This is a genomic window from Kitasatospora sp. NPDC001539, from assembly GCF_040298565.1.
Classification (GTDB): domain Bacteria; phylum Actinomycetota; class Actinomycetes; order Streptomycetales; family Streptomycetaceae; genus Kitasatospora.
In genome coordinates this window covers 20,379-30,300 of sequence record NZ_JBEPAK010000066.1, presented here as the reverse complement: position 1 = coordinate 30,300, position 9,922 = coordinate 20,379, and the positions used below count along the sequence as shown (strand labels likewise).

At 71.6% G+C, this 9,922-nt stretch carries 10 protein-coding genes; 8 read left to right on the top strand and 2 right to left on the bottom strand.

Features of this window, described 5'->3' with window-relative positions:
* Positions 1-131 precede the first annotated feature (131 nt).
* Together gad and ABT247_RS13540 are read left to right on the top strand one after the other, a co-directional pair.
* Positions 132-1,559: a glutamate decarboxylase gene (gene gad, locus ABT247_RS13545; RefSeq protein WP_350742193.1), complete on the top strand. Its 1,428-nt coding sequence runs from the start codon at positions 132-134 to the stop codon at positions 1,557-1,559.
* A 233-nt stretch (positions 1,560-1,792) separates the two neighbouring features.
* Positions 1,793-2,113 carry a hypothetical protein gene (locus ABT247_RS13540; RefSeq protein WP_350742191.1) on the top strand — a complete coding sequence of 107 codons (321 nt, stop codon included), beginning with the start codon at positions 1,793-1,795 and terminating at the stop codon, positions 2,111-2,113.
* 519 nt (positions 2,114-2,632) lie between these two features.
* Here ABT247_RS13540 and ABT247_RS13535 read toward each other — a convergent pair.
* Positions 2,633-3,040 (bottom strand): MarR family winged helix-turn-helix transcriptional regulator, encoded by a 408-nt coding sequence (locus ABT247_RS13535; RefSeq protein WP_350742197.1) that lies wholly within the window; start codon positions 3,038-3,040, stop codon positions 2,633-2,635.
* Positions 3,041-3,272: 232 nt separating this feature from the next.
* On the opposite strand from ABT247_RS13535, the gene ABT247_RS13530 reads away from it, so the two are divergent.
* From ABT247_RS13530 to ABT247_RS13505, 6 genes are all read left to right on the top strand, one after another.
* Complete coding sequence (locus ABT247_RS13530; RefSeq protein ID WP_350742189.1) at positions 3,273-4,433, top strand: PP2C family protein-serine/threonine phosphatase; 1,161 nt, start codon at positions 3,273-3,275, stop codon at positions 4,431-4,433.
* A 149-nt stretch (positions 4,434-4,582) separates the two neighbouring features.
* Positions 4,583-5,482, top strand: coding sequence for an STAS domain-containing protein (locus tag ABT247_RS13525; protein WP_350742187.1), 900 nt, complete (start codon positions 4,583-4,585; stop codon positions 5,480-5,482).
* The gene (locus tag ABT247_RS13520; protein WP_350742185.1) at positions 5,479-5,910 is read left to right on the top strand and encodes an STAS domain-containing protein; all 432 of its coding nucleotides are present in this window, start codon (positions 5,479-5,481) and stop codon (positions 5,908-5,910) included. The genes ABT247_RS13525 and ABT247_RS13520 overlap by 4 nt, the downstream gene beginning before the upstream one ends.
* Positions 5,911-5,953: 43 nt before the next feature.
* Positions 5,954-6,346 (top strand): anti-sigma regulatory factor, encoded by a 393-nt coding sequence (locus ABT247_RS13515; RefSeq protein ID WP_350742183.1) that lies wholly within the window; start codon positions 5,954-5,956, stop codon positions 6,344-6,346.
* Positions 6,307-7,425, top strand: a complete 1,119-nt coding sequence (locus tag ABT247_RS13510; protein ID WP_502892443.1) for a SpoIIE family protein phosphatase — start codon at positions 6,307-6,309, stop codon at positions 7,423-7,425. The genes ABT247_RS13515 and ABT247_RS13510 overlap by 40 nt, the downstream gene beginning before the upstream one ends.
* A complete protein-coding gene (locus ABT247_RS13505; protein ID WP_350742181.1) occupies positions 7,422-9,179 on the top strand; it encodes a PP2C family protein-serine/threonine phosphatase in 1,758 nt (585 codons plus the stop codon). Before ABT247_RS13510 ends, ABT247_RS13505 begins: the two co-directional genes overlap by 4 nt.
* Before the next feature lie 162 nt (positions 9,180-9,341).
* Here ABT247_RS13505 and ABT247_RS13500 read toward each other — a convergent pair whose 3' ends face one another.
* Entirely contained in the window at positions 9,342-9,842 is a 501-nt protein-coding gene (locus ABT247_RS13500) for a MarR family winged helix-turn-helix transcriptional regulator (RefSeq protein WP_350742179.1), read from the bottom strand.
* Between the last annotated feature and the right edge of the window lie 80 nt (positions 9,843-9,922).

Here is a 9,922-nt window from a genome sequence, read left to right as displayed (position 1 = left end):
GGCCCCTGCGGCCCCCAGCGCACCAGTCGGCGGTGTCCGCACCACGGGCACCGCCGACCACCGCCTCCACACCGTGCGGCCGGCCCCTGGCCGCACGGTCGCCCCCTGCAGCCGACGGAAGGACCCCGAGCATGCCGCTCAAGCGAGGCCGGCACCACGACCGACCCAGCCGCGACCTGGAACTCAATCCCGTGTTCAGTCGCGAGCCCGTCAGGGTCCCTCGTCACGCCCTGCCCGAGGGCGAGATGGAGCCGGAAACCGCCTACCAGCTGGTGCACGACGAGCTCATGCTGGACGGCAACGCCCGGCTGAACCTGGCGACGTTCGTGTCGACCTGGGCCGAACCCCAGGCGCTGCGGCTGATGGCCGAGTGCGCCGAGAAGAACATGATCGACAAGGACGAGTACCCGCAGACAGCCGAGCTCGAGACACGCTGCGTGAACATGCTCGCCCGGCTGTGGAACGCCCCCGACGCCCACCGGGCCGTCGGCTGCTCCACCACCGGCTCGAGCGAGGCGGCGATGCTCGGGGGCCTGGCGCTCAAGCGCCGCTGGCAGCACCGCCGCGGCGCGGACGCGAAGCCGGCCAGACCGAACCTGGTCATGGGCATCAACGTGCAGATCTGCTGGGAGAAGTTCGCCGACTACTTCGACGTCGAAGCCCGCTACGTCCCGATGGAGGGCGATCGCTACCACCTGTCCCCCGAGGCCGCGGTCGAACTGTGTGATGAGAACACCATCGGTGTCGTCGCGGTGCTGGGCTCCACCTTCGACGGCAGCTATGAGCCGGTGGCCGAACTCGCCGCCGCGCTGGACGCCCTCCAGGAGCGCACGGGGCTGGACATCCCGATCCACGTGGACGGCGCCTCCGGCGCGATGATCGCTCCCTTCCTGGACCCGGAACTCGTCTGGGACTTCCGACTCCCGCGGGTCGCCTCCATCAACACCTCCGGCCACAAGTTCGGCCTGGTGATGCCCGGCGTCGGCTGGGCGCTGTGGCGCGACGAGCAGGCGCTCCCCGACGACCTGGTCTTCCACGTGAACTACCTGGGCGGCGACATGCCGACGTTCGCGCTCAACTTCTCCCGCCCGGGTGCCCAGGTCGTCGCCCAGTACTACAACTTCCTGCGTCTTGGATTCGACGGCTACCGGCGGGTCCAGCAGACCTGCCGCGACGTCGCCACCCGCCTGGCTGCCGAGATCGCCAAGCTCGGCCCTTTCGAGCTGATCACCGACGGCAGCCAGACGCCCGTCTTCGCCTTCCGGGTCCGCGACGGGATCGACGCGTTCAGCGTCTTCGACGTCTCCGCCGCGCTGCGCGAGCGCGGCTGGCTGGTGCCCGCCTACACCTTCCCGAAGAACCGGACCGACCTGGCCGTCCTGCGGATCGTGGCACGCAACGGATTCAGCCACGACCTGGCCGACCTCCTACTGGCCGATCTCAGGCGCGTGCTCGACCGCCTGGGGCACCAGGACGGCCCGCAGCGCAGCGCCGAGGACGCGGGCGGCTTCGCGCACGGCGCCGAGACCAAGAATCCGCGGCACCCGGGGCGGGAGTGATCCCGACGCCCGCGCCGCGAGGCGGCCGCGGCCCGTGCCCGCCCTCGGCTGACCGGCGCCTGTCCCCGGCCGGCCCGCGGCCCGCGGCCGTCGCCTCCCGGACCTGAACCGCGGCCTGCTTCCGGACGGGCCGCCCCACGGCCACGCGGCGGTACGACCGACGGCGGATCCGGCCACCGGGCGCCACACCTGCATCCGGGCGGCACGCTCCCCGACCCTGAAAGGACCGACCCGTGGGCAAGTTCTCGGCGTTGTTCGGCCGTCCGGCGTTCCTGCGTGCTTTCCACGGCTGGTGCACCCTGGTGTGGTTCATCCTCATCCCCGTCACCGTGTGCACCGGACTGAAGACTTCCATCCTGTGGATCGCCCTGATGTCGGTGTGGGCGAACTTCGTCGGCCACTTCTCCAGTTGGCAGGCCGCTCGCGTCGAGGTGAAACAGGACGAACAGATCGAGGAGGTCGTCGCCGCCCCGACGGCGCCAGGACGATCCGTGGACGGCTCCCCGCTCCCGGCTCCCACCGGTCAGGCACACTCGACCACGTTCCGCCCCTGACCGATCGTGCGCCTTCCGGACGCGAGGGCGGGTCGGCCGCGGGCGGCCGCAACCGTCGGGTAGACGCCGCCATGTGGGGGCCGGCGGACCAGCTTGGGTGTGCCGTACCTGCGTGTGGTCGCGGGCCGGAAGCCCGCGGTTGGCTGTGCTCGACCGCAGGGGCATCGTCTGCTATCGCGTCCGACCACGGCGGCCGCGAAGGCGTTTCGAGCTGACCGCATGCGGTCCGCAGTCCTGGTCGCAGGCTCCGCTGCGCCGCAGAGCGGCGCCAAGGCGCAGACGTGGCCGCAGTCGCGATCACCGTACAGGAATTCGGGCTCTGGGCGGCGGTGCGGCGGGTCCGAAGCCTGGCAGGCCGGCCTCGTCGCTCTCGGGGCGCGATGCCCCTCGTCCTAACAGTTGCCGTTTGACAACAGTAGTCGCCAAGCAACAGTCTTGTGCTGCACAAGAGCGACAGTCGAGTGGGAGGTGCGCGGTGGTTCGCACGGCGCGAGCGCGCTTCCTGCCCCGGCGGGATCGTCAGGCGGTGCGGGCGGCCTCGTTGCTCTGCGCATCGGCCTCGTACAGTTCCCCGACGGCGGCGTCGCGGAAGGCCTCCAGCCCCTGGAGCAGCGCCTGCCGCTTACCGGCGGGCATGCGGGTGAGCACGCGCTGCAGCTCCTGGATCCGCCGGGCCCGCAGCTCGTCCACCAGTGCGCGCCCGGTCTTGCTGAGGTGCAGGCGCACCTCGCGTCGGCTGGTGGGGCTGGGCGTGCGTTCGACCATGCCCATCGCTTCCAGCCGGTCGCACAGCCGGCTGACCGAGGGCGGACTGGAATCCATCGCCTCGGCGAGCGTTCTCAGGTTGATTCCGTCGCTGTGCTCCAGAATGAAGATGGCGCGCAATTGCGATGCGGAGACCGGGCCGGTGAGGGCCCGCCCCCACATGACTTCGAGCAGTTCAACGGCATCCGAGGCGGCGCGCGCCGCCGTGTCGGCGTGCTGCTGTTCTCGCTCGGATGGTTTCACAGTGACACTGTGGCAGGCTCGGCCCGGGATGTCAGCCTGTACCAGTAGCACCGGCGGAACCGTTCCCGTTGTCGTCGCAGCATCGCGGCCGCGGCCATCGCGCCTTGAATGTGCGAGACCGGCCATTTCAGAAGAGGCATGAGCAATCATCGTGAACAGATTCCATGTAGCGGAGCGCGCTCTGCGCCGGGCTGCCCCTCATCGGCTGCTGGAGGCGCTCTGCGAGGTGCTGGTGGAGCAGTACGCGGTTTCGTGCGTTGACTTGTACATGGCCGATTATGGGCTGAGCGTCCTGCAGCCGGTCTCGGTCCTGCCGCACACCGACGAGCCGATCTCGGTGCACAATACCGCCCCAGGCCGCGCCTTCGGCTCCCAGGAGCCGTTCGTGGAGGCCTCGGAGCAGGGGCCACGGGTGCACCTGCCGGTGACGGTGCGCGGTGACCGACTGGGGGTGCTCACCCTGTCGCTGCCCGAGGAGAGCGTCTCGCCCGACGTGCTCGGCGAGCTGCGGGAGATCGCCGAGATCCTGGGCCACGAGGTCATCGTCGCCGAGCGGGACACCGACGTGTACCTGCAGGCGCGGCGCCGGAGCCGGCTCACCCTGGCCGCAGAGATGCAGTGGCAGCTGCTGCCCGGGCGCTCGTGTTCCCGCAGGGAATACCAGATCGGGGCGCAGCTGGAGCCCGCGTACGCCATTCACGGCGACAACTTCGACTGGTCCGCCACCGCCGACCAGTTGTTGCTGTACGTGACCAACGGCATGGGTGAGGGCATCGAGGCCTCCCTGCTGACCAATCTGGGGATCAACGCTCTCCGCAACGCCCGCCGTGCGGGCATCTCCATCGAGGACCAGGCCGCCCTGGCGGACCAGGCCATCTACGCCCAGCACCGGGGGAGCCTCCATCTGTCGGTGCTCCTGCTGGACTTCGATCTGGACAGCGGACGGGTGAGGGTGGTGGACGCGGGCTCTCCGCGGATGATGCGCATGTCGGCGAAGGGCGGCGTGGAGACGGTGGACCTGGACGCCCAACTGCCGCTGGGCATGTTCGAGGAGACCGACTACGTCGCCCAGGAGTTCAGCGTCGAACCCGGGGACCGGCTGTTGTTCGTCAGTGACGGGGTGTACGAGGTCGCCTCGCCGCTCGGGGAGCGGTACGGGGAGAAGGCGCTGGCTCGCGCCATGACGGCCACCCGACTGCTGCCGGCGGCGGAGGTGCCCAGGGCGGTGCTGCGGGAGCTGACGGTCCACCGCGGTCGGCCGATGCCGGACGACGACGCGCTGGTGGTGTGCCTGGACTGGTACGGACGGTGATGGACGACATTCCATTCGTGAATTCTGAGACGTTCAGCACTCGGGTGTGACTGCCGACGACGTCTGATCCCGGCTACAGTTGTCGGACAGCAACAATCGGCTGGATGTGCCGGAGCGGTCCCCACGTCGCCGGTGCAGACGAAAGGGTATTGCGCGTGTCGGAGCAGCAGAACGCGGACGAGTGGTCGTCGGCGACCCGGGTGGGGGAGGCACTGCGTCGCCGCCGTGAGCAGATCGCGCAACGCTGGGCCGACGCCCAGCTGTTCCGTACGGTGTTCACCGTGTCGCGGGACGAGGCGGTGGAGGCGTGCAGGGCCGTGCTGGACGCGTTGGCCGATGTCGCGGACGCAGGCGCCACGGAGGACGTGGACGCGCCCGGCTTCCAGGCGGTGCGCGAGCAACTGGCGCGGATGTCGGCGTCCCGGGCGCGCACCGGTCTGAACCCGGCGCAGATCGCGGCCGAGGTCGCCGCACTGCGTTCGCCTGCGGTCGAGCACCTCAGCGCAGAGCTCGACCGCGAACCGGACGCCGTGGTGCACGGCGCGCTGCTGGAACTGACGGTCCTGATGGGCACGTTGCGGCTGGTGGTGATGGAGACCGCACTCACCGAGGGCCACGAACTGATCAGCCGTCAGCGGCAGCAGCTCCTGGAGATCGCCACACCGGTGATCAAGCTCTGGGACGGCGTCGTCGCGGTGCCGCTGATCGGCACCCTGGACAGCGCGCGGAGCCAGGTGGTGATGGAGAGCCTGCTGGAGGCGATCGTGGCCCAGCAGGCCCGGTACGCGATCCTGGACATCACCGGGGTCCCCACCGTGGACTCGCTGGTGGCGCAGCACCTGATGAAGACGGTCGCGGCCGCGCGGCTGATGGGGGCCGAGTGCGTGGTGTCCGGAGTGCGTCCGGCGATCGCCCAGACGATCGTGCACCTGGGCATCGACCTCGGCGGCGTGGTCACCCGTGCCAGCCTGGCGGACGCTCTCGCCTTCGCGCTGCGCGGGCTGGGAGCGGGGGTGGCTGCGTCGCCTCAACCGGCCGCGCAGCGATGACGGACCGGCTCACGCGGCTGCCGCAGGTCCAGGTCCCGGTCCTGCGCCTGGAGGACGCGCTGCTGGTGACCATCCAGGGCGATCTGCAGGACACGAGTGCGGAGCGACTGCAGGCCGACGTCCTGCGGCACGTCGCGGAGAATCCCACCGCAGCGGTGATCATCGACATCTCAGCGGTCGAAGTCGTCGACTCGTTCCTGGGCCGGGTACTCGCCGAGATCGCGGCCGGCGCGGGCCTGCTGGCCGCGCAGACCATCGTGGTGGGCATGCGTCCGAGTGTGGCGATCACGATGGTGGAGCTCGGTCTGAGTCTGCCCGGGGTGCGTACGGCCCGGGACCTGCAAAGCTCGCTGAGCATGCTCCGCGAGTCTCCTGCGTCCGTGCACGAGCGCGGTGAGCGAGGCCTGGATGACACCCATCGGTACTGATGCTCACCGCGGTTCTCCGACCCACCTGCCGATCCGCTCCGACATGGATCTGATGTGGATCCGCCAGGAGGTGCGCCAGATGGCGGCCCAGGCGGGCTTCTCCTTGGTGCAGCAGACGAAACTCGTGACCGCCGTCAGTGAACTGGCGCGCAACGCACTCGTCCACGGTGGCGGCGGCCACATGGACGCCGCCGTGGTCCGTGAGGGCGCGCACACGGGTGTGCGCCTGGTCTTCACCGACTCCGGCCCCGGCATCGCCGACATCGACCAGGCCATGAGCGACGGCTACACCTCCGGCGGAGGCCTGGGCCTCGGCCTGGGCGGCGCGCGGCGCCTCGTCCACGACTTCCGCCTCGACAGCGAGCCGGGACGCGGGACGACCGTCACCATCACCATGTGGCAGGGCAGCGTGCCCCCGACCCGGCAGGCCCTGTGATGGCGGGGCTGTGGGAGATCCCGGTACAGGACACCACCCGGGTCCACGAGGTGCGGGTAGCAGCCGAGACCACCGCGCAGCAGGCCGGCCTGGGCCCCGAACGCGTGGCCGCGGCCGCGTTGGTGGCCACCGAACTGGCCACCAACCTGCTCAAGCACGCCGGTGGCGGGCGGATCATCGTCGACGAGGTGGCATGCGGTCCCGCCGGGCAGCCGCAGTACGGCGAACCGGTCGTGCAGATCGTCGCCCTCGACCACGGGCCCGGCATTCCCGACGTGCAACGAGCCCTGCAGGACGGGTACTCCACCGCTGCCTCCCTGGGCGCCGGCCTGGGCACCTGCCGCCGTATCGCGGACACCTTCCAGGTCCACAGCACCCCTGGCCGCGGCACGGTCGCCCTGGCCCGCCTGACCGCCAAGAACGTCCGCCCGACCACAGGCCTCGCCGCCCCGGCGGTGCGCGTGGCCGGTGTGCGCGTGGCGCTCGACGGCGCCAGGATCTCCGGTGACGCCTGGTCAAGCACGGGCGGCCAGGACCGTGTCACCATCCTGCTCGCGGACGGACTGGGCCACGGACCCGCCGCGGCCGCAGCAGCCCGCACCGCCGTCGCGGCCCTGCGCGATCGCGAAGCACCCGGCCCCCGCGAAGCACCCGGCCCCCGCGAAGTCCTCGACCGGCTCGACGCCGACCTGCGCGGCACCCGCGGCGCCGCGGTCGCCGTGGCGCAGATCGACCTGCGCACGGCGACCGTCCAGTTCGCCGGCATCGGCAACATCGGAGGCCGGATCGGCCACGACGACACCTGGAGCCACCTGATCAGCCACCCCGGAATCGCCGGAACCCACCGCCCTGCCCGAGTACCGGTGCACCACCACCCCTGGCGGCCCGGAAGCGTCCTGGTCATGCACAGCGACGGTCTGGCCAGCCGCTGGGAACCCCCGCACGCCCCCGACCTCAGCCGCTACGACCCGGCAGTCATCGCCGCCGTGATCATGCGCGACGCCAGCAGCGCCGCGCTGCCCGCCCGCGACGACACCACCATCACCGTCGTGACCCACCCGGACACCGTCGCGACATGACCGAGCCCGTACCGGTGACCTGGACCGTCACCGCACACAAGGACTTGGCCCACGTGCGCGCCGCCCTCGACCACGCCCTCACCGACGTCCCGGCCGAGGAGCGCCTGCGCCTCCTGAGCGACCTGACCGCCCACGTGGGCGCACGGCTGGACGACAGCACCGGCCCCGTCCTCGTGCAGGCCACCGCCGACGACACGAGCCTGACCGTGCACGTCCGCGACGCCTCCACCGCGGCCGACCGACCCCACTGCGCCGACCGACCCCACTGCGCTCACCGATCCCACTGCGCCCACCAACCCCACTGCGCCCACCGACCCCACTGGGAACAGAGCCTGCCCTGCGCCCAGCCCCACGCCGTCCTGCGCAGGGCCGCGACCAACGGCGCCGACCCCGGCACGGCCCTGCTGAGCACGGACCGCGACATCGCCGACCTGCTCGCCCGGCTGTCCCAGCAGGCCGGGCTCCTCGACTCCCACCGCGAGGAACTCCACCACACCAACCAGGGCGTCCTCGCGCTGCACGCCGAACTCGACACCGCCGCGAAGGAGCAACGCCGCCTGCTCGCCGCCGAACGCGCCGCCCGCGCACAGGCCGAGGACGCGCGACATCGCCTGCTCTTCCTGACCGAGGCCAGTGCCGCACTGGCCGCCTCACTCAGCCACGACGCCATCATCGCCACGCTGCGGAAGCTGCTCGTCCCCGCCTACGCCCGAGCCGCCAACGTCCGGCTCCAGGACGACCGGCAGGAGCGCGGCACGCCGCCGCCGGCAACACCCGACGCCCTGACGGGCAGTCCGCACCCCGCCCCGCTGCAACTGCCCCTCACGGTCGGCCGCACCACCCTCGGAGTACTGAGCCTCACCCCGCCCGGTGACACCTTCACCGACGACGACGTGACCCTGCTCCGCGAACTGGCCCACCGCACCGCCGTCGCGCTCGACAACGCCTTGCGCTACGAACGCCAGCGCGACACCGCCGAAGCCCTGCAACAAGCCCTGCTGTCGGACCTCCCCACCGCCGGACACGTCCACCTCGCCGCCCGCTACCTCCCCGCCACCCGCGGCCTGAACGTCGGCGGCGACTGGTACGACGCCTTCACCCAACCGGACGGCAGCACCACCATCGTCATAGGCGACGTCACCGGCCACGGCCTGCGCGCAGCAGTGATGATGGGGCAACTGCGCACCGCACTGCGCGCCTACGCCGTGGCCGGTGACAGCCCCGGCGCCCTCCTCGCGCGTCTGCACACCTTCATCCCCCACGTCGAGCAGGAGCTGTACGCGACGGCCGTCGTGGCCCGTCTGCAGCCCGGCGAGCCCACCGTCACCTGGGCCGCGGCCGGTCACCTCCCACCGCTGCTGCGCACTCCGGACGGGCGCGTCCGCGTCCTGGCGGAGCGGTCCGGGGTCATGCTCGGCCTGCCCGTGCAGCGCCCCTTCCCCGACCACACCGCGCCGTTCCTGCCGGGATCCACCCTCCTGCTCTACACCGACGGCCTGGTGGAACGCCGCGACAGCGGTATCGATCCCGGCATCGACCGTCTCTCCCGCGGCCTGGCCGCCCTGCACTCCTCCACGCTGTCCGACGATCTCGACCACGCGGCCGACACCCTGCTGGCCCCCATGCTGGCCGACAGCAACGGCGACGACGACGTCTGCTTCGTGCTGTGCCATGCCCCACTCGTCCCGGCGCCCGTCCGGCGCCCGGTCCTGCACCGCCGCATCGGTGGCGCAGTCCAGCCGGCGGGCACCTGATCCCGTCCCGGTGGGCACCCGGCCATCGCGAGCGCTCGCGGCTCCGAGCCCCAGCCCCCGACCACGTGATACTCCAGCGGTGCGGTGCGGTGCGGTGCGGTGCGGTGCGGCGCGGCGCGGCGCGGTGCGGGGACGGGGGCGAGGGGTCGCCTCACCACCCGCTCAGAAACCGTTGCCGCCGCTCTCCTGCCGAGGCCGCTCGGCGACGACCGCGAACAGCGCGCGCAGGCCGTGGACCAGAGCCGCGCGGTCCTCCGGCGTCAAACGTGCGAAGACGGCCGCAAGATCGTCGCGTCGCCGGGCCGTGACCTCCCGCACCGTGCGGCGCCCCTCAGGGGTGACCGCCAGGACGACTTCCCGGCGCCTGCGCGGGTGCGCCCGCCGTTCCAGCAGACCTGCCGCCTCCAACCGCCCGCACAGGCGGCTGCACGCAGGAGTCCCCACCTCCAACATCCCCGCCAGTCCGGTCAGGTTGAGGCCTTCCTCGCGCTCCACAGCTTCAAGCGCGCGGAACTGGTACGCAGACAGCTGCGGCGCCGTGCGGTCCAGTGCGGATCTCCACAACGACACGAGGGCCGCGACGGCCTGAGGCACCTCACCGGCAGCGGCCTCGTCGAAGCCGCCCGATGTCGAAGGATGGAACCAGTTCTCGTCCGCTTGCACACTCGCCGCGTTCGCTGCCGTCCGGTCTGAAACTCGCGGTCCCCGCCTACCCCACGCCGCGCCACCCAATCTGCAAGGGG